The sequence below is a fragment of the [Clostridium] clostridioforme AGR2157 genome, from assembly GCF_000424325.1.
Classification (GTDB): Bacteria; Bacillota; Clostridia; order Lachnospirales; family Lachnospiraceae; genus Enterocloster; species Enterocloster clostridioformis_A.
This window is the reverse complement of sequence record NZ_AUJR01000036.1, coordinates 38,465-57,399: the sequence shown is the minus strand read 5'-3', so window position 1 is coordinate 57,399 and position 18,935 is coordinate 38,465. Positions and strand designations below refer to the sequence as shown.

At 51.2% G+C, this 18,935-nt stretch carries 14 protein-coding genes; 2 read left to right on the top strand and 12 right to left on the bottom strand.

The window, feature by feature from the left end:
* The first annotated feature begins 52 nt into the window (after positions 1-52).
* Positions 53-940 carry a hypothetical protein gene (locus G614_RS32180; RefSeq protein WP_027642724.1) on the top strand — a complete coding sequence of 296 codons (888 nt, stop codon included), beginning with the start codon at positions 53-55 and terminating at the stop codon, positions 938-940.
* A gap of 592 nt (positions 941-1,532) precedes the next feature.
* On the opposite strand, the gene G614_RS0115725 is transcribed toward G614_RS32180, so the two are convergent.
* The 5 genes from G614_RS0115725 to G614_RS0115705 all read right to left on the bottom strand — a co-directional run bounded on the left by G614_RS0115725 (position 1,533) and on the right by G614_RS0115705 (position 6,839).
* On the bottom strand, positions 1,533-1,931 hold the full coding sequence (locus G614_RS0115725) for a DUF1667 domain-containing protein (protein ID WP_027642723.1): 399 nt from the start codon (positions 1,929-1,931) through the stop codon (positions 1,533-1,535).
* Positions 1,925-3,157, bottom strand: a complete 1,233-nt coding sequence (locus tag G614_RS0115720) for an NAD(P)/FAD-dependent oxidoreductase (RefSeq protein WP_027642722.1) — start codon at positions 3,155-3,157, stop codon at positions 1,925-1,927. The genes G614_RS0115725 and G614_RS0115720 overlap by 7 nt, the downstream gene beginning before the upstream one ends.
* A gap of 3 nt (positions 3,158-3,160) precedes the next feature.
* Positions 3,161-4,618 (bottom strand): NAD(P)/FAD-dependent oxidoreductase, encoded by a 1,458-nt coding sequence (locus G614_RS0115715; protein WP_027642721.1) that lies wholly within the window; start codon positions 4,616-4,618, stop codon positions 3,161-3,163.
* A gap of 317 nt (positions 4,619-4,935) precedes the next feature.
* The gene (locus G614_RS0115710; protein WP_027642720.1) at positions 4,936-5,634 is read right to left on the bottom strand and encodes a FadR/GntR family transcriptional regulator; all 699 of its coding nucleotides are present in this window, start codon (positions 5,632-5,634) and stop codon (positions 4,936-4,938) included.
* A 20-nt stretch (positions 5,635-5,654) separates the two neighbouring features.
* Positions 5,655-6,839 carry an L-threonylcarbamoyladenylate synthase gene (locus G614_RS0115705; protein WP_027642719.1) on the bottom strand — a complete coding sequence of 395 codons (1,185 nt, stop codon included), beginning with the start codon at positions 6,837-6,839 and terminating at the stop codon, positions 5,655-5,657.
* Positions 6,840-7,008: 169 nt separating this feature from the next.
* Here G614_RS0115705 and mscL point away from each other — a divergent pair, with 169 nt between their 5' ends.
* Positions 7,009-7,461, top strand: coding sequence for a large-conductance mechanosensitive channel protein MscL (gene mscL / locus G614_RS0115700; protein ID WP_044917948.1), 453 nt, complete (start codon positions 7,009-7,011; stop codon positions 7,459-7,461).
* A 5-nt stretch (positions 7,462-7,466) separates the two neighbouring features.
* Here mscL and rho read toward each other — a convergent pair whose 3' ends face one another.
* The 7 genes from rho to G614_RS0115665 all read right to left on the bottom strand — a co-directional run bounded on the left by rho (position 7,467) and on the right by G614_RS0115665 (position 18,878).
* On the bottom strand, positions 7,467-9,128 hold the full coding sequence (gene rho / locus G614_RS0115695; protein ID WP_027642717.1) for a transcription termination factor Rho: 1,662 nt from the start codon (positions 9,126-9,128) through the stop codon (positions 7,467-7,469).
* Positions 9,129-9,360: 232 nt separating this feature from the next.
* Positions 9,361-10,677, bottom strand: a complete 1,317-nt coding sequence (locus G614_RS0115690) for a replication-associated recombination protein A (RefSeq protein ID WP_027642716.1) — start codon at positions 10,675-10,677, stop codon at positions 9,361-9,363.
* A gap of 13 nt (positions 10,678-10,690) precedes the next feature.
* Positions 10,691-11,419 (bottom strand): polysaccharide deacetylase family protein, encoded by a 729-nt coding sequence (locus tag G614_RS0115685; RefSeq protein ID WP_027642715.1) that lies wholly within the window; start codon positions 11,417-11,419, stop codon positions 10,691-10,693.
* 173 nt (positions 11,420-11,592) lie between these two features.
* Positions 11,593-13,419, bottom strand: a complete 1,827-nt coding sequence (locus G614_RS0115680; protein ID WP_027642714.1) for a GH25 family lysozyme — start codon at positions 13,417-13,419, stop codon at positions 11,593-11,595.
* An 89-nt stretch (positions 13,420-13,508) separates the two neighbouring features.
* On the bottom strand, positions 13,509-14,600 hold the full coding sequence (locus G614_RS0115675) for an N-acetylmuramoyl-L-alanine amidase family protein (protein WP_027642713.1): 1,092 nt from the start codon (positions 14,598-14,600) through the stop codon (positions 13,509-13,511).
* A 107-nt stretch (positions 14,601-14,707) separates the two neighbouring features.
* The gene (locus G614_RS0115670; protein WP_027642712.1) at positions 14,708-16,579 is read right to left on the bottom strand and encodes a phosphotransferase; all 1,872 of its coding nucleotides are present in this window, start codon (positions 16,577-16,579) and stop codon (positions 14,708-14,710) included.
* 184 nt (positions 16,580-16,763) lie between these two features.
* Positions 16,764-18,878: a glutamine synthetase III gene (locus tag G614_RS0115665; protein ID WP_027642711.1), complete on the bottom strand. Its 2,115-nt coding sequence runs from the start codon at positions 18,876-18,878 to the stop codon at positions 16,764-16,766.
* Between the last annotated feature and the right edge of the window lie 57 nt (positions 18,879-18,935).

The window sequence follows — 18,935 nt, the reverse complement described above, 5'->3', positions numbered from 1 at the left end:
AACGCTATAATGGGGATAGGTTCTTATATGGCTTGCCGGAACAGGAGGCTGTATGGGAAAAGAATACCTGCGTGAACAGGAATCAGCAGGGGCCAGCGGGTTCAGCCAGCTGGAGGACAAGGTAATGAAGACAGCGGCACAGTTTTTCGGGGAGGATTTGCTTCCCTATGCTGGTATAAAGGGCCGGATTGCCTGCGTGGCACCTACAGAGCATGTCCATCTGGAGATGCGAAGGCTGGAAGAAGACTTTAATTTCATCATGAAGGACGGTTCGTGGAGACATCTGGAATTTGAGAGCGACAGCATACGGGAGAAAGACTTGAGACGGTTCCGGGAATATGAGGCTTACATAGGGCTTACATATGATGTTCCGGTCACCACAACTGTAATATGTACATCCCGGGTGAAAATCCTGAAAAAGGAACTGGTCAACGGAATGAACGTATACAGAGTAGAGGTGGTTCGGCTAAGGGACAGGAATGCGGACAAGGTCTTTGAAAAGCTGAGGCGGAAAATCAACCGGGGCAAGACCCTGAGACGCCATGATGTATTTCCTCTGCTTTTGACCCCTTTGATGTCGGGAAAGATGGAGATGAGCCAGCGGATTTACCAGGGCATGGAGTTTCTTCAGTGTAAGGAACTCAAAGCAGGGGATGATGAGCGAAAAAGAATGCAGTCAGTACTATATGCGCTGGCAGTAAAATTTTTGGACAGAGATGAATTAAAGATGATAAAGGAGAGGATCGGAATGACTGTTTTAGGCAAAATGCTGTTTGAGGACGGTGTGGAGAAAGGAATAGAAAAAGGCGTTCAGCAGGGGCTGGGGCGCGCAAATGCGCTGAATATGAAGCTGGCAGATGCAGGTAGGGCGGATGATATCATCCGGGCAGCATCGGATAGGACTTATCAGGAACAGTTGTTTAAGGAGTTCGGAATTTAGTAATTTTAAAAAACTTTATATAGCAGACTGCCCATCGGCTTAAGGATTTTTTTGAGTATATTGGCCTTTACTGAGTAGTGTTGTTCATTGTAAAGAGCAGACATTGTACCACTTAAATACGCTTTATTATTGTATTGATTACAGAACCATCATTGGTAAACCGAAACTCAATATTAGAAAAACCTTGAATAAATTACCAAAATCTGCTATTATATAAACATAAAAGAAACAACCGCCCACAAGGGGTTAGCTGAATATGAAGATAGAAATACCACCCTCTTAACTGCCAAGTATCAGGGTGGTTTTTCTATGTAGCTTCTTACAAAACGTAAAAACGAATGTAAATAATGCCAAAAGGAATAGACCAAAGGTCATCATATCCTTAAAATCAAAATGATTTTTCATTGGCATCACCCCCATTAGAATGAGGCCAACACACCCTGTAACACGATAACTTCTTAAAACAAGAATAGCATAATTTACCAGGAGTGTCATTAATTACTTATATGTTACAATTAGTTTGTCAGGAAAATTCCTGGGGATTGAAAAAAAAAGTGCATAAAACAATAACAGACTCTTCTTTATTTTTTCATCAGTCCGAACTTTGCCTGCATCCATTTTCCGGCACTGACTTAGTCACAATTACATCCGCGTCATACCCCAGCAAATGCGGTATAACAACGGTTCCCGCTTTCACAGGGGCGGTCAGGGTACATTTCTTTATCTCACCCATTGCATCAAAAATCCGGTCCCGGGGTATGGGGTTTGTCAGCCTCACGCTGGCCAGGGGGAGTATACCGCCCTTTACCAATACAGATGTGGCAATATTTCTCTGGGGGTTCGTCAATTCCTGTTCCACATACGCCCTGCCCTTTGGGCATGCGGCGCCCTCCACGGAGCAAATCCGTCTGGTTCCGTCTTCCCTCTCTTCAATCTGCGCCCTTATATCACATCCGTTGGGGCAGATAATACATGTATATTCTCTCAACATTCAGCGCTCACCTCCAGCCGGCTCAGGGACACCAGTTTATCTGCCTTAACGGCAAGTTCAATCATCTCGGCCGGTATCGCCTTCTTCATTTTCCTGGATGCCACCAATATTCCGTCCTGCCTTACCTCAATGCGGCATTCCTTCAAGGGACTGTTTACCCTCAGGGACAGCTTAAAATCCCTGGTGCCGCTCACTCTCTGGGGAACGGTATGGTTAATATGGCTGTCTGTTCCTATATCGATGGGACAGGGGGCCAGGCATCCCTTCTGCACATATTCCGCGGCTGAATCCGCCAAGCTCTCTGCTTCCATGGAAACAAAGTCCACTAAATCATGGACGTGGAGCACGTTTCCCGCGGCAAAGATTCCCGCCACATCCGTCTGGAAATGTTCATCCACCACAGCGCCTTTTGTCCTGTCATCCAGGGTCACGCCAGCGTCCAGAGAAAGTTCATTTTCGGGAATCAGGCCCACGGAAAGTATCAGGGTATCACACTTGTATTCCTTTTCTGTTCCCGGAATGGGTCTTAAGTGTTCATCCACCCGGGACACCGTGACGCCTGTCAGGCGGTTGTCCCCGTGGACAGCCGTTACCGTATGGCTCAGGTACAGCGGAATGCCGTAATCATTCAGGCACTGCTCCACATTGCGGGGCAGGCCGCTGGGATATGGCTGGATCTCAAACACGGCCTGGACATGGGCGCCTTCCAGCGTAAGCCTGCGGGCCATAATCATGCCGATGTCGCCGGAGCCCAGGATGACCACTTCCTTTGCAGGCATTGCATTGTAAAGGTTAATATAAGCCTGGGCAACCCCAGCCGTAAACACACCGGCAGGACGCTCACCCGGGATTCCCAAAGCGCCTCTGGTGCGCTCCCTGCATCCCATGGTAAGGATGACGGACTTGGCCTTCCACACCTTAAGCCCCTGGCGGGTTGCTGCTGTGACAGTCCTGTCTTCTGCCACCTCCAGCACAGTCGCGTCCGTGATATAAGGAATTCCTAATTCCTCCACCTCATCGATAAATCTCTGGGCATATTCCGGCCCGCTCAATGTGGTTTTAAAACGGGTCAGTCCAAAACCGTCATGAATGCACTGCCTGAGTATTCCTCCCAACTGTTTTTCCCGTTCCACAATCAATATGTTATGTATTCCCTTCCTGTATAACCGGACAGCCGCAGCCAGTCCCGCCGGTCCGCCGCCCACAATGAGTACGTCCATTTCCATTCCCTACGCCTCCTCCCGTACTCTGCCGAAAAACATCTGTGAATCTTTTCTGGCATACCTTACTTCTGTTTCCTTTTTTCCCAATTCCTCTTCTATCATCTGCGCAATACGCATCTGGCAGTATCCTCCCTGGCACCGCCCCATCATGGAACGGGTCCTGTATTTGACCCCTGCCATGGTGTCAACTCCCAATGGATTATGGATGGCTGCCAGGATTTCCGCCCTGGTTACCTTTTCGCATCGGCAGACGACCTGGCCGTAATCAGGATTCTGCCTTATCATCTGCTCCTGCTCTTCTTTAGTCATCCCGGCAAAATGAGGAATTCCTTTTCTCACAGGATTAAACTCTGGATTCGGCGTCAGCTTCTCCCTTTCTTCCATAAGGCTGATTGCATGACGGGCAATGGGGACTGCCGCAGTAAGCCCTGGAGACTCGATGCCCACCAGATTAATGGCGCGGGGCGCAATGTCATCCCTTATCTCTATCTTAAAATCCTGTATAACCCCGTTCTCATCCACCCATTTAGGCAGAATACCGGAATAGTTGCGGATATAATCCTTTTTATGGATACATGGCCACAGGTCTGAGCTCTTAGCCAGGTAATCCATATTTTCCTGGGGGACACCATAGTATGTAAAATCTGTTACCATCTCCGCGTTGGGACCAATAATGACATTGCCGTCTGTAGTGTTGGTCACATGGATTCCCATGTATGTGTTGCTGGGAACCGGATATACAGGCATGGGAAGAAGAGGACCTGTGCGCTTGTCCAGAATAATGTAATCACCCTTGGAACCAATCACCTTATATCCGCGGATACCCAGCATATCGGATATTTTACCGCAGCCCAGTCCCGCACTGTTCACCACCCACCGGGTGTAAAATTCACCCTTTGGCGTCGTAAGAATATAATTGCCCTCGCTGTCCCGCCGTATTCCTGTCACTTCATGGTCAAAATAATACGCTGCCCCGTTGGCATGGGCATTCTCCGCCAGGGCTATGGTATAATTGAATGGGTCCACAATTCCGCTGTTCGCCGAAAACATGGCAAATTCCCCTACCACAGCAGGAACCAGTTGATGGAGCCGCTCCTTTCCGATGAGCTCCAGTCCTGAAGCCCCATTTTCCTCCCCCTGCCTTATGGTCCGTTTCAGGGTTTCCATGTCCTCCGCCGTATTGCCCACCAAAACCTTACCGCAGCGGATGAACTTAAAATCCAGCTCCTCTGCCAGTTGTCCCATGAATTGATTGCCTTCCACACAGAGCCTGGCCTTCAACGAGCCTGTGTCATAGGCAAACCCGCCATGGACCACACCGGAATTCCTGCCGCTGGTCTCATAACAAACATCCAGGTTCTTTTCCAATACGCCTATTTTCAGACGGTATCTGGACATTTCCCTGGCAATGGCGCTGCCCACCACGCCGCCGCCGATAATGATTACATCATACAGTTGTTTCATGCCGCTTTCCTCCTAAAGGATAATTGCAAAAATTCATCCTATGAATATATTTTATTTTTACCATATTCGGCGGGTATAGTCAATACAAAATCGAAGAAAACGAAAATATTTATAGGATGAATATTTTTCTATTTTCATTCCGCCACAAAAGTTATCCTTATCTGAAAACAAGCACAAAAACCTGCTAACAAAAGTGCAAAAAAAAGACCGGATAACCGGTCCTTTTTATGGTGAGTTATTTTGAGAGCCATAACCACAGCGCCCCCAGCCTCAATTCTATTCCATACTTTCCACTATTACTTATTTCCCGCTATTCCTCAACTCTCATCCCCCTGCTTCTCTTCCCGCATTTCGCCTTTATACCGGTTGTCATTATACATCAGGTGGAAATACATAGCCTGCTGCGCCTCCACAGGTTTCCTGTCCCGGATAGCCTCAAATATCCTGCGATGGGATTTAAGCGTCTGCTCATACTCTGTTTCCTGGACAGCGCCGGCAAACACACGGACGCCGTCTGTGATTACCGGCACCAGGTTGGTCATGACCAGATTATGGGAACAATTTGCAATCTGGGCGTGAAACTGCGAATCCTTGTCCGAATAGTCCTCCCTGTGCATCATCTGTTCCTCCAGCCCCAGAAGTATGTCCTCCAGCTCGCGGATATCCTCCTTCTCAGCGTTCTGGGCTGCCAGGGCCGCAATGGGCGGTTCCAGCATGACACGCACCTGGATCAGGTCCTCTGTCAGTTTTCTTCGGTCCTCTATCATGGCAAACCCCAGGGGATCATCGGATACACCGTTTTTATCTGAAATAAAGGTGCCTGAACCCTGGCGTATGGTGACGATATTTCTGGACATGAGGATTCTAAGAGCTTCCCGCACCGTGTTGCGGCCAACCCCCAGAAGTTCCACCAGCTCGGCTTCCGTGGGAAGCTTATCTCCGGCCGTATAGCCGTCCTTTTGTATCATCTCAAAAAGCTTTTGGGAAGCAATCTCCCCTAAGGTCTGTTTTTCCATGTTTCCTCCTGCCTGATGCATTACACCTTTACAATCTTATATCCCGCCGCCTTGGAAAGCCGGTTCATGATGGCCTGCCCCAGGTGATCCTTCGGAAAGCTCTCCGAAAATATGTAATCCACTCCCAAATCATCAAATTCCCTGAGCAAAGCGTAAAGATTATGGGCCACGGATGCCTGGCTTTTTCTTGCGCCGATGCTGCGCACCGCGCCGTCTGTATAGCAATCCCTGGACTCGTCCGTACAGATGACTCCCACCTTGTATCCGGCCTCAATCTTCTCATGGGAGAGCTCCTGCACCTTGCGAATCATGGCCTGAAGCTGTCTCTCATCCAATCCATTTTCCGGGTCCGCGCCCGTGTTCCGGTCTGTTCCATTCTTCCAGTCTGTTCCGTTCTCCCGGTCTGTTCCGTGCTTCCGATCTGTTCCGGTCTTCCAGTCCGTTTCAGCATTCGGCTCCACCAGTGTAAGGTCAGCCTTGGGGGCATAGTGCTTATACTTCATTCCCGGCGCCTTTGGCCTGACATCCGCAGAAAGAGGGCCCAGGATAGCCGGGTCCACGCTCACCTCCCCCAGCACCTCCTCAAGCATTTCCATGGTGATGGCCCCGGGCCTCAGAACAGCCGGCACTGCGGATGAAACATCCACTATGGTGGACTCCACCCCGATTCCCACGGGACCCCCGTCTATAATCATCTCAATCCTGCCGTTCATATCCTGCCATACATGGTCGGCCGTAGTGGGACTTGGACGGCCAGATGTGTTGGCGCTGGGCGCGGCCACAGGTACTCCGGCCAGGGCGATGAGCCGGTTTGCCACCGGGTCGTCCGGCATCCGGATTGCCACGGTATCCAGCCCGCCGGTTGTGCCGCAGGGGACCTTGTCACTCTTGGGAAATATCATGGTCAGGGGACCCGGCCAGAAAGCCTCCATCAGCTTCCTCCCTGCCTCCGGTATCTCCTTTACAAGAGGCGCAACCTCCTCCATGCAGGAGACATGGGCAATAAGAGGATTATCGGAAGGCCTCCCTTTTGCGGCATAAATTTTCCTCGCCGCGTCCTCGTCCAGTGCATTGCCGCCCAGACCGTATACGGTTTCCGTGGGAAATGCCACCAGGCCCCCAGAACGCAGTATACCGGCTGCCTCCCTCAGTTCCTCATCCTTTATATGATTCCTGTCTTCTATAATAATTCTTTTTGTCTCCATGATTCATACCTCGATTGTTAAATACCGTTTGCTCTATGTCCAGTTTATTTTAGCACCCGCCACAGCCAATGTAAAGCCGGGAAATCTCACCTATCCGGCTCCTGTCTCTTGAAGATTAAGGACATTTCGTGTAAACTTAAGTCATCACAAATGACAGGAGGCTTTACCAATGAACAACATTAACAGCGTAATGAAAGAATTCAAGGCATTTATCCTCAAAGGAAACATCATCGACATGGCTGTGGGCGTCATTATCGGCGGCGCTTTCAGCAAGATTGTGACTTCCCTTGTCAATGACATCCTGATGCCCCTACTGGGCGCCCTGACCGGCGGCGCAAGCTTCAACACACTCAAATATGTCATCCATCCCGCGGCCACGATAAACGGGGCAGAAGTAGAAGAAGCCGCCATACTCTATGGCAGCTTCCTGCAAAATATATTGGATTTTCTCATTATCGGCGTGTGCATGTTCTTTATGATTAAGACAGTTGCCGTCATCAGCAGCCGGTTACGCCATGAAGAAGAAGTCAAGGAAGAGGCACCTGCACCGGCTGGGCCCACACAGGAAGAACTTCTGGCTGAAATCCGCGACCTTTTGAAGGAACGAAAGGACATAGCCTGATATTCCTAAAAGAAACGTATCCGCTTGGCATTCTCCACAAATTCCCTGTTATTCCTGGTCCTTGCGAAAAGGTCAAGTATCTTTTCCACTGCGTCCTCGGGTTTCAGGGAATTGGTGGCTTTGCGGATGATATCCACTGCCTCGGCTTCCTCCTTAGACAGCAGGAGATCATCCCTTCTGGTACCGGACTTCAATATGTCGATGGCCGGGAAGATACGTTTCTCAGACAGTTTCCTGTCAAGCACCAGCTCCATATTGCCGGTGCCCTTAAATTCCTCATACACAACATCATCCATACGGCTTCCCGTCTCCACCAGAGCAGTGGCCAGAACGGTCAGGCTTCCGCCCTCGCGCATATTTCTGGCTGCGCCGAAGAAACGCTTTGGCATATGAAGGGCCACCGGATCCAGACCGCCGGATAATGTACGGCCGCTGGGCGCGACCGTCAGGTTGTATGCCCTTGCCAGCCTGGTAATGCTGTCCAGCAGGATGATAACGTCACGTCCGTGCTCCACCAGACGCTTGGCCCGCTCAATCACCATCTCGGATACCCTCTTATGACGGTCAGGCAGCTCGTCAAAGGTAGAGTAGATGACCTCTACATTGGGGCCCACAATGGCTTCTTTTATGTCCGTAACCTCCTCAGGGCGCTCGTCGATCAGAAGGATCATCAGATGCATGTCCGGATTATTGGTTGTGACTGCCTTTGCTACCTGCTTTAACAGTGTGGTCTTGCCTGCCTTTGGCGGGGATACAATCATGCCACGCTGTCCCTTGCCAATGGGAGCCAGAAGATCCAGGACACGCATGGCCATTGTATTCCTCTCGCCAGGTGTTTCCATGTGAAGGCGCCTGTTGGGGAAGATTGGTGTCAGGTCCTCAAAGTTGGGCCTTGTCTCCGTGGCGCTTAACGGATAGCCGTTCACCGTCTTGATGTAGAGCAGGGCCGCAAACTTCTCTGTTGCAGACTTCACCCTGCGGTTTCCCACTATTATATCTCCTGTTTTCAGATTGAAACGGCGGATTTGGGATGGCGCCACATAGACGTCGTTTTCACCTGGAAGGAAATTTTCACAACGGATGAATCCAAATCCGTCCGGCATGACTTCCAGTATGCCGTTTGCCTCAATCCCGCTGTCTAACTCAGCCATATCCTGGCTGGATAGGCCGATTGCGTCACTCCTATTGTCCGCTCTGGTAAAACGCTCTCCCTCACTCTGGGAAGGCGCGCTGTTCTGTCCCATGCTGTTATTCATACTGCTGTTTCCATGGGGTTTGGGAGACTGGGTCCTGTTCTGCGTATACTTGTTGTCGTACCCTCTTGAAACAGGGCGGCGGTTATCCGTTCCTCTGCTGTCATTCCGGTTTTCCTGATAATCCTGGCTCCTTGACTGGTTACGCTCAGGGGCATGGGACTGGTCCTGGGAACGGTAGGATTCCTGGCTCCGAGACGTTTCCTGGCTCCGGGGCATATCCTGGCTGCGGGGCGTTTCAGCCTTTTCTTCCCGTTTTATCTCCGCCGGCTTTACTTCCGGGTTTTTCTCCGCCTCATCGCAGAGCAAATCAATGATTTCTGCCTTTCTCAATGAGCTGATGCCCTTAATTCCACGGCTCTTGGCCATTTCCTTTAGTTCTGAAAGAGGCAGGGTCTGCAGTTTTTCACGCATAGTATCTCTCCTTATTAAATTGAATTCTTCACCCGCAAAATGAGCCGGTGTATGCCTTCTGTCTAAGTTCATATTATCTTCTGTTCATTCAAATTCGGGGTTTATTCCAGATTTGGGAATTGCTCAGGGACTAACAGACTGCCGGCAGTATCAAGAAAACTGCCAGCCAATCTATGTATAGCCCTATTATATACACGAATATCAGAGATTGTAAAGTTAAAATTTGAGAAATTCAGCTTTTAAGCCATTTCATATGCGAACTTATCTGTTTCTCGTAACCATTGTCAGAAGGTTCGTAAAATACGGTTCCCTCCATTCCGTCAGGCAGATACTGCTGCTGCACATAATGCTTGGGATAGTCGTGGGCATACCGGTAGCCTGCCCCATGCCCCAGCTTTTCCGCTCCCTTATAATGCTTGTCCTGCAGATGGACAGGCACAGGCATGGTCCGTTCATTCCTCACCGCTTCCATGGCCTTCTGTACCGCCATACAGGCTGCGTTGCTCTTTGGCGCCGTGGCCACATAGGTCACTGCCTGTGAAAGGATGATATTGGCCTCGGGAAGTCCGATGCGCTCTGCGGCCTGGGCTGCGTTTACCGCCACCACGAGGGCCTGAGGGTCCGCATTTCCCACATCCTCCGCAGCGCATATCATAATTCTTCTGGCTATGAACTTGATGTCTTCCCCCGCGTACAGCATCCGCGCCAGATAATACACGGCCGCGTCCGGGTCCGACCCGCGCATGCTTTTAATAAACGCGGATATGGTATCATAGTGGTTGTCCCCGTTCTTGTCATACCGGACAGCCCTTTTCTGAATGCATTCCTGGGCCACTGCCATATCAATGTGAATCCGCCCGTCCGGTCCCTTTGCAGTGGTCAGTACCCCCAGCTCCACGGCATTTAACGCGGCCCTCGCATCCCCGTTGGCCGTGTCCGCCAGGAAATCAGCGGCATCCTCGTCAATGTCGGCATCGTAAATGCCCATTCCACGTTCCCTGTCATAAACCGCCCTGCGGATCAGCTCCTTGACATCGTCCTTTTCCAGGGGCTTAAGCTCAAATATCCTGGACCTGGAAAGAAGCGCTCCGTTTACCTCAAAATAAGGATTCTCCGTAGTGGCCCCTATCAGTATCAGCGTCCCGTCCTCCACAAAGGGCAGAAGGTAATCCTGCTGTCCTTTATTAAATCGGTGGATCTCATCCACGAACAGTATGGTCTTCCTTCCATACATGCCAATGTTGTCCTTGGCCTCCTTCACCACTTCCTCCATGTCCTTTTTTCCTGCCACCGTGGCGTTAATCTGCCTGAAATCCGCACTGGTAGTATTGGCAATGACCTTGGCCAGGGTTGTCTTACCGGTTCCCGGAGGTCCGTAAAAAATAATAGACCCCAGCTTATCCGCCTGTATGGCCCGGTACAGCAGCTTATCCTTTCCCACAATATGCTGCTGCCCCACCACCTCGTCCAGGGTCCTTGGACGGAGCCTGGATGCCAGAGGCGACTCCTTCTCCATATCCTTTTCTCTCATATAATCAAATAAATCCATATCTGTATTCTCCTCAGTCAATCAGCAGTTCATCCACCGTAACAAAAGTATAGCCCCGCTTCGTGAGCGTGTCAACGATTTCCAGGGCTGCTTCCACAGAAGTGGGAAAAATATCATGCATCAATATGATATCCCCGTTCTCCACCTCCTTTAGCACGCGTTTCACAACACGGTTGGTATTGCGCAGTTTCCAGTCCAGCGAGTCCACGGACCATAGAACGGTGGTCATGCCGACCCTGCACTCCAGCTCCTCATTCCAGTCCCCATAGGGCGGGCGCATATACTGGGGCCGCTCTCCCGTAATCCCTTCTATCATCCGGCTGGTTCTGTCCACGGCCTGGCAGACCTTTTCAGAGCCGGCCTTTGTGAGCTGCACATGGCTGTAGCTGTGGTTTCCAATCAAATGCCCCTCTGCCTTCATGCGCTTTACGATTTTCTCGTTTCCCACTATGTTCTGTCCCATAAGGAAAAAGGATGCCCGGACATTTCGCTCTTTCAGCCCGTCCAGCAGTTTTTCCGTGTAATCCTCATTTGGTCCGTCGTCAAAGGTCAGAGCCACAAATTTCCCTTCCAGCCCCTTGACCCGGTCCAGGGTATCCCCTCCCTCCCTGACCCAGGAGCCCTTGTCAGCGGACACATGGGCCGGCATTTCCCCCCTTACCGCATGGATAAGGCCGCCTAGCAGCAAAAGGTCCGCTATGCAGACAGCTGCCAGGATTTTTGACTTATTTATCAGCTTCACCCTGTTTTCCCTCGCTTATTTCACATCCTTATCTATCCAGTATATGTGCAGGGACAATGTAAAAATGCTTTTACCTTTTCCTGACTTTCTAAGACTTCACAAAATGTGTGAAAAGAAGAAAACAGCGCCGGGATGTTCCCGGCGCCGCTCGGCTGAACTTACATCATATTGAATTACTGTCCTGTTCCTATTGGTGTGACCACCACGCCCGGTCCGCCGGATGAACCTGTGACAGACTGACCGGAACCCGGAGCCTGGTTAGATACCACGCCGTTCTGTGAAGGCTGAGGTGCCTGTCCTCCCTGGCTGCCGTCCGGCGCCTGAGTCCGGACATTTCCTGTCTGGACATTTCCTGTCTGGCCGTCCCCGGTTTCATTTCCCGTTTCTTGAACAACCTGGCTGAGCACTCCGCTTCCGTCAGCAGTATAGGCCACGCCGCCTATATCCACGGTGGTGCCTGCCGCCATCCGGCCTGTGGACGGGTCCATGTAGTAGTGGAGTCCGCCCACATCTATCACACCTTTAGCCATACGTCCGGAGCCCTCAAAATAATACCAGGCCCCATCCATCTCACGCCAGCCCGTGGCCATGGCGCCGGACCCCTTAAGGTAATACCGCTCACCGCCTTCATCCAGCCAGCCTGTCTGCATCACGCCCTCCTGGTTGCTGTAATACCAGGTTCCATTGTCATTAATCCACCCCCTGGAAAGGGCTCCTAAGCTGTCCAGATAGTACCACTTCCCGTTCTGGCTGGTCCAGCCTTTTGCCATGGCCCCATTCCCCTCGAGGAAGTATCTGCGGCCGCCTTCATCCAGCCAGCCTGTCTGCATCACGCCCTCCTGATTGCTGTAATACCAGGTTCCGTTGTCATTGATCCAACCCTTGGAAAGGGCTCCTGAGCTGCCGAAGTAATACCATTTCCCGCTGTCGGATTTCCAGCCGGTTATCATCTTGCCGGTGGCGTCATCCAGATAGTAAGACTTGCCGGACTGGTTGAGCCAGCCCTTGAACACCAAACCGTCCCCGTCCATATAATACCACGCGCCGTCATCCTGAATCCAGTTGTTCTTCTGCTTTGCATAGTTCTGGTAATAGTAGGTCTGGCCGTTGATGGTCCTCCACGTATTAGCCGGAATCACGGAGGTGAAATCCCTGAACTGAAAATCAATATCCACATTTCCGCTTATACCGTTTACAGCGCCGGTGCTGGTTGCCTGCCACATAACCGGATTCTGGTAGGCCGGTTTGGCGGAATAGCGCGCCACCCATACAGGATAGTTCATCTTGCTCATATCCAGCTTATTGACAAGCCAGTTGTCATTGGCATAGATGACCGGATAATAGCCCGCCTCTGAAATCCGCCCGCAGAACGCATTGGCGATGGCTGCCAGCTCATCCTTGGACAGGGTTCCCTGGGTGGAATCCTCCATGTCAAACGCCACCGGATAGGAGACCGGATAATCGTGAATCAAGTTGAGGACAAAGTTCGCCTCCTCCACCGCCATCTCCGGTGTCATGGCCAGGGAATAGATATATACGCCCACCTTGACGCCTGCCGCGCTGGCCTGCTGGATATTCCTGTGGAAATAAGGGTCCACCGCGCCCTTTGAACGGGTGCCCAGCATGACGAAGGACACGTCGTCCGCAGCTACCTGGCTCCAGTTGATATCCCCCTGCCACCTGGATACGTCGATTCCCCGGAACAGCACATTATTGATGGCTGAGCCGTCCGGCATCTGGTATACGCCGTTTGCCTTCTTCCACGCATTAGGATTTGCGGTGGAAGCAGACTGTCCTGAAGTGCTTCCTGTTCCGGAGGTGGTTCCTGTGCTGCCAGTGGAACTCTGCCCAGGCCCTACGGGAGATATGACCGTGGCGGACTGGGTCTCCCCCGGTCCCACGGCCAGGGTTGTACCTGCGGGCACGATTGTACCTGCCCCGATGAGCCCTGCCAGAGCGAGTGCGTGGCAGCGCCTCATTATCTGCGTCGTATTTTTCATAGTCTTCTCCTCATCCCTTTGTATTTTTCAAAAAAAGAAGGGATGTCCAGCCATCCGCTGTCACACCCCCCTTATTAAACTGCAGTAAATCAACCTGGTCCGTCTGTCCGTCCTGGTTCAAGCGCAGTTGATGAGCCGGATGGGCTGTTATTGGAATTGCCGCTGGTCGGGCCGTTTGTACTGTTTCCGGATCTGCCTGGTGTGCCGCTGCTGTTTCCGGAGCTGCCCGGTGTGCCGCTGCTGATACCGGAGCCGGAAGAACCGGATACGCCAGGTCCGCCGCTGCCGCCGGAACTGACGGAATTATTGTTCACGGTACCCGGTGTCTGGGCCGATACGCCGTTGGCATTCTGGCATATGCCGCTGCCGTCAAAATTATACTGTACGCCGTTGATGGTAGCTGTCGTGCCTGCAATCATCTTGCCCTCGTTGGCAGGGTTCAGATAGTAGTACTTGCCGTCCAGCTGAATCCATCCCGTCATCATATGTCCATTGCTGTTGAAGTAATGCCAGGAATTATCAATCTGCTTCCAGCCTGTGGACATCTTACCGTTGCTTGTATCCATATAATATTTGTTGCCTTCGCTGTCGCTCAGCCAGCCTATCAGCATCCGGCCATCCGTATTCAGGTAGAAATAATCATTATCCACTTTAGCCCAGCCCGTCATCATCTTGCCGTCCGTGCCAAAGAGGTACCAGTTGTCCTTAATCTGTGCCCAGGAATTAACCACGCACTTTCCGTTGCTCTGGAAATAATACCATGCGCCGTCCATCTCACGCCAGCCGGTTGCCATGGTTCCGTTGCCACGCATGAAGTAGTAGTCATTGCCAATCTTCAGCCAGCCTGTAACCATACTTCCGTCGTTCAGCATATAATACCACTTGCCGTCCTCCGGATTAATCCAGCCCATGGCCATGAGGCCGTTCGGCCTGAAGAAATACCATTTTCCGTCAATCTGCTTAAAACCAGTAGACATATATCCCGTGGATAAATCCATATAATACCAGCCCTCGCTGGTCTGAAGCCATCCTGTATGTATCTGTCCATTATAGATATAAGTCCAATTATCATTGGATTTACTCCATCCGTCTGCCGCATAGCTGGTAAATACAGACCCCAATGACATGGCCCCAATCATACCGGCTGCCGCGATTGCTGCCCAGTACTTTTTATATCCCATTTGTCATCCTCCTCGCCTGGTATATCTGGCCAGGGGCATAGTAGTCCCCAACCTTTTACATATCTTCGATTATAGCACAATCCCATATTCATTTGGTAACAAATTTATTACAATTTCCGTAATTTACTATAATATTTTTTTGCATACCGGTACATGATAATGGTGTATTCCCCAAACTCCTCTCCCAGGAAGCTTTTATATACAGCCCACAGACACCACAGGAATCCGCCCAGAGCAGCATTGGCATAAAGGGCGAACAGTTCGTCCTCCGAGGGCTCCCTCCGGAGATAAAGCCTGAAGAGCCGTTCCATGTCCTCTTCATTGTAATAGGAATAAATAGCGCACATGGACACATCCATCACCGGGTCACACATGCCTGCATACTCCCAATCCAGAAGTTTTACACTGCCGTCCTCAAAAAAGAGAAAGTTATCCACATTTGCGTCAATATGGCACAGGCATTTTGGGCGTTCCATGGAATCAAGCGTATCCATAAGCCAGTCCATCCCCCTCTTCACTTCCTCGTAATCCTCAAACAAAAGAGTCCCGTGGCTCCCGCACAGCTTTTCGTAAAAGCTGATTCTTTCCCGGATGTCAAAGGAATGGGCCACCGTGATGCCAGACTGATGAAGGCAGCGCACCATGGACATGCATTTTTCCATATCATCCCAAACCGCTGAATCCGCATTTCTGGTGCCTTCATAGTAATCCGCTATCTTATACCCCGTCTTTTCGTTCATGTACAGCACATGCTCGGTAATTTCAAGTGGAGCAACCGCATCGTAGACAGTTTTTTCCTGTTCCCTGTTAATCAGAAGTTCTGTACCCGGACCCGGTATGCGGCAGATGCAGCGGCGGTCCTCCACCTTAAACAGAAACGACTTGTTGGTCATGCCTGCTTTCAGGCAGCGGATATCCTTAATGTGGGATTCCGGTACATTGAATACCTCTGCGACCAGCTTCATGGCCGCATTGTCAGAATGATTCTGATAGCGGGGGTCAAACAGGCGCAGCTCCTCCAGGTTCTCAAACTCATATACCTGGTCATCCGGCTGACGGTTCACATCCATCTCTATCTCATCCCATCTGGAAGCTGCCAGGCCGCTGGCTTCCTGGGCCGCTTCCAGCAGTCCGCCGGCTTCCTCCTCCAGACGCTGTCTGGCCTCTCCTTCCAGCATGTCCGCATAGACCTGTTCCCAGTAGAACTGCTCTGTTCCCGGCGTCTTATAATAGGCTTCCAGCACGGGAAGAAACTGCCGTGAAAATTCCCGGGAAAAATAAGCCGGACCATACATGACCCACTGGTCCCGCCCGCCTACTTTCACATCCGTGATCCTTCCCTTTTTATTAAAATAAAGGCACCATTCCCTGGTTTCTCCCCTCTGAAAGACTGAGCTGTACCAGGCCCCGCATTCATAGGCATGATACATGTTCTTCCGCATCCAGTTGTCCGATGACAGGATGTACATATTGCGTCCTTCCAGCACCTTCCTGGCCCGATAGATGGTGGTCAGGGTGTTTTTGCTGGTATATTCAGGATTGTACAGAAGCTCCACACCGTATTTATCAATGAGGTATTCGAACTTCTCCTTCAGATATCCCACTGCTATGGTTATGTTCCTTATACCAACTTCGTGGAGCTGCTTAATCTGACGCTCAATCATACGCTCCCCAAAGACCTCCAGGAGCCCCTTGGGCGTCTCAAAGGTCAGGGGTACAAAACGAGAACCGAATCCGGCTGCAATAATAAGAGCGCCGTCCACCTTATATTGGTCTAACAGTTTCTGTCCAGCGGGCATAAGCCTCCATCGGGCCTTGCCCTTTTGGCTGCTTTCCTCTCCTATATATCCCTTTGCCAGGCATTCCTTAATCAAACCATTGGCCGTGCCCAGGGAGACGTCCAGCTTTCCGGCCAGCCCCCTTTGGGTGATATCCGGCTGCTCCAGCACCGCCCTGCATACAAGTCCATGTCTGTCCATTGTGTAATCCTCGCTTCCCTGCCTGTTTATGTTCAAATTTATCATTTTATAAAAATATATGAACATTATATCACACCCGCTTAAAAAAGCAAGCAAAATGGAAATATTTCCTTTTTGAAACCATAAGCACTAAAAAGCCAGGTTCCGAAGCATTTCCCGGAGCCTGGCTTTCCTACCTATAAACTTACACTTCAAATATCAAATCCCCATAACTTGGCATTGGCCACAGTTCCTTATCCACAATCATCTCCAGCTGGTCCACAGGAGCCCTGAGTGCTTCCATGGCCGGTACTACCTGGCTGTGGTAGACGACTGCCTGAACCTTACCGCCCTCGGCGGCGGAGGCCTTTTCTGTCACCTCCAAAAGGTGGGCAAGGGCTGTCCTTATCTCAGTGAGCAGCTTTGAGGTCTTTATAAGCAGCTCTGTCTGGGTGCTCACATCTGCCTCCTGGCATACGCCTTTCACGGCTCCGATGGATGCAGCCAGCTGTGTGGTATACTTGATGACTGCCGGGATGATGGACTTGCTGGCCATGTCATACATGGTCCTGGCCTCAATGTTAATGGCTTTGGAATAGTTCTCATATTCCACCTCAGACCTGGATTCCAGCTCAGCCTTTGTAAATACCCCAAACGCCTCGAACAGCTTCACTGCCTTATCCGTTGTCAGGGCCGGGATTGCATCCACCATGGAGCGGATGTTTGGAAGGCCTCTTCTCTCAGCCTCGGCCACCCACTCATCTGAATATCCATTTCCATTGAAAATGATTCTCTTATGGGCGGCCAGGGTCTCCTTGATGAAATCATGTACAGCCATATCGAAGTCCTCTGCCTTCTCCAGTATGTCTGCCGCTTCCTTAAAGGCTTCTGCCACAATGGTGTTCAGCACGGTATTGGGAGAAGCGATGGAATCCGAGGAACCCACCATGCGGAACTCGAATTTATTGCCGGTAAAGGCAAAGGGTGATGTACGGTTCCTGTCCGTGGCATCCTTATCCAGGTCAGGAAGAATGTCAACGCCGGTCTTTAAGGTGCCGCCCTGTTTGGAGTGGGTGGCTTCGCCGGTGCTGCACAGCTGATCGATTACATCCTCAAGCTGCTCTCCCAGGAAAATGGATATGATGGCAGGCGGCGCCTCGTTGGCTCCCAGTCTGTGGTCATTTCCCACAACGGATGCAGATTCCCTAAGAAGGTCTGCATGGACATCCACAGCCTTGATGATACATGCCAGTACCAGGAGGAACTGGATGTTTTCATGAGGCGTGTCGCCAGGATTCAGAAGATTGGTACCGTCATCAGCGGTCAGGGACCAGTTGTCATGCTTACCGGAACCATTGACGCCCGCGAAGGGCTTCTCATGAAGGAGGCAGGCCATGCCGTGGCGTCCGGCCACCTTCTTAAGTGTCTCCATGACAATCTGGTTGTGGTCAACAGCCTGATTCACACCCTCGTAGATAGGCGCAAGCTCATGCTGGGCCGGAGCCACCTCGTTGTGCTGTGTCTTGGCAGGCACGCCTAATTTCCACAGCTCTTTATTTACATCGTTCATGTAAGAACCGATTCTCTCACGGATGGCGCCAAAGTAATGGTCCTCCAGCTCCTGGCCCTTGGGAGGCATTGCGCCGAATAAGGTGCGGCCGGTGTAAATCAGGTCCTTGCGCTGCAAATATTTCTCTCTGTCTACCAGGAAATATTCCTGCTCCGCGCCTACGGACGGTGCGACCCGCTTGGCTGTGGTGTTGCCAAAAAGACGGAGTATCCTTAAGGCCTGCTCATTGACAGCCTGCATGGAACGCAGCAATGGGGTCTTCTTATCCAGCGCCTCCCCCTTATAGGAACAGAAGGAAGTGGGGATGCACAGGGTCACGCCGATGGCGTCTTCCCGCAGGAAGGCCGGTGAGGTACAATCCCAAACCGTATATCCCCTTGCTTCAAAGGTGGCGCGCAGGCCGCCGGATGGAAAGGAGGATGCGTCCGGCTCGCCCTTAATCAGCTCCTTGCCGGAGAATTCCATGATTACTTTTCCGTCGGAGGGAGCAGAGATAAAGGAATCATGCTTCTCTGCAGTCACGCCTGTCAGCGGCTGGAACCAGTGGGTATAGTGGGTGGCTCCCCTCTCGATTGCCCAGTCCTTCATGGCATGGGCAACCACATCTGCAATACTGGGGTCCAGCTCTGCCCCGTCTTCAATCGTTTTCTTCAACTTCTTGTACACGCTCTTTGGCAGACGGTCCCTCATCACCGCATCATTGAATACATTTTTACCGAACATCTCCGAGACATTCAATACATCGCTCATAGAATTATCCATCCTCTCTTTTTTTATCTTCCTTTTCCAAAATCGTTTCTAAAATCC

Excerpts from the sequence above, each read along its gene's own strand:
- G614_RS32180 (WP_027642724.1), top strand. The coding sequence starts at position 53 with ATGGGAAAAGAATACCTGCGTGAACAGGAATCAGCAGGGGCCAGCGGG.
- G614_RS0115725 (WP_027642723.1), bottom strand. The coding sequence starts at position 1,931 with ATGTTGAGAGAATATACATGTATTATCTGCCCCAACGGATGTGATATA.
- G614_RS0115720 (WP_027642722.1), bottom strand. The coding sequence starts at position 3,157 with ATGGAAATGGACGTACTCATTGTGGGCGGCGGACCGGCGGGACTGGCT.
- G614_RS0115715 (WP_027642721.1), bottom strand. The coding sequence starts at position 4,618 with ATGAAACAACTGTATGATGTAATCATTATCGGCGGCGGCGTGGTGGGC.
- G614_RS0115710 (WP_027642720.1), bottom strand. The coding sequence starts at position 5,634 with ATGGAAAAACAGACCTTAGGGGAGATTGCTTCCCAAAAGCTTTTTGAG.
- G614_RS0115705 (WP_027642719.1), bottom strand. The coding sequence starts at position 6,839 with ATGGAGACAAAAAGAATTATTATAGAAGACAGGAATCATATAAAGGAT.
- mscL (WP_044917948.1), top strand. The coding sequence starts at position 7,009 with ATGAACAACATTAACAGCGTAATGAAAGAATTCAAGGCATTTATCCTC.
- rho (WP_027642717.1), bottom strand. The coding sequence starts at position 9,128 with ATGCGTGAAAAACTGCAGACCCTGCCTCTTTCAGAACTAAAGGAAATG.
- G614_RS0115690 (WP_027642716.1), bottom strand. The coding sequence starts at position 10,677 with ATGGATTTATTTGATTATATGAGAGAAAAGGATATGGAGAAGGAGTCG.
- G614_RS0115680 (WP_027642714.1), bottom strand. The coding sequence starts at position 13,419 with ATGAAAAATACGACGCAGATAATGAGGCGCTGCCACGCACTCGCTCTG.
- G614_RS0115675 (WP_027642713.1), bottom strand. The coding sequence starts at position 14,600 with ATGGGATATAAAAAGTACTGGGCAGCAATCGCGGCAGCCGGTATGATT.
- G614_RS0115670 (WP_027642712.1), bottom strand. The coding sequence starts at position 16,579 with ATGGACAGACATGGACTTGTATGCAGGGCGGTGCTGGAGCAGCCGGAT.
- G614_RS0115665 (WP_027642711.1), bottom strand. The coding sequence starts at position 18,878 with ATGAGCGATGTATTGAATGTCTCGGAGATGTTCGGTAAAAATGTATTC.